At 35.3% G+C, this 289-nt stretch carries 1 protein-coding gene; it reads right to left on the bottom strand.

Features of this window, described 5'->3' with window-relative positions:
• Positions 1-289: UPF0182 family protein (locus tag JKP73_RS22895; RefSeq protein ID WP_200412064.1), on the bottom strand; the 289-nt coding region annotated here is incomplete at both ends.

Here is a 289-nt window from a genome sequence, read left to right as displayed (position 1 = left end):
AAACTGCCAAAAGTCTTCTCGATTATAGAAAACTTCTAAATTAGTCATATGATAGGTTCCATACATTTTAGCCTGGTCCTTAAATAACTTCTCAGGATACCTAAAATGGGAACGAATATCTGTTGGTACTTCTTCTGTAAATAACTCTGGAAACATCTTTGCATATGTTTGAAGCAATGGATCGACCTTATCTACAATGTAGAAATTAACGTCACCAGTATACGCATCAATAACCACCTTGACCGAATTTCGAATATAATTTTCGTCTCCCTGATGTGCTTCTGCATAA

The sequence above is a fragment of the Virgibacillus salexigens genome, from assembly GCF_014905415.1.
Lineage (GTDB): Bacteria > Bacillota > Bacilli > Bacillales > Amphibacillaceae > Virgibacillus > Virgibacillus salexigens.
This window is presented reverse-complemented; position numbering and strand designations above follow the sequence as displayed.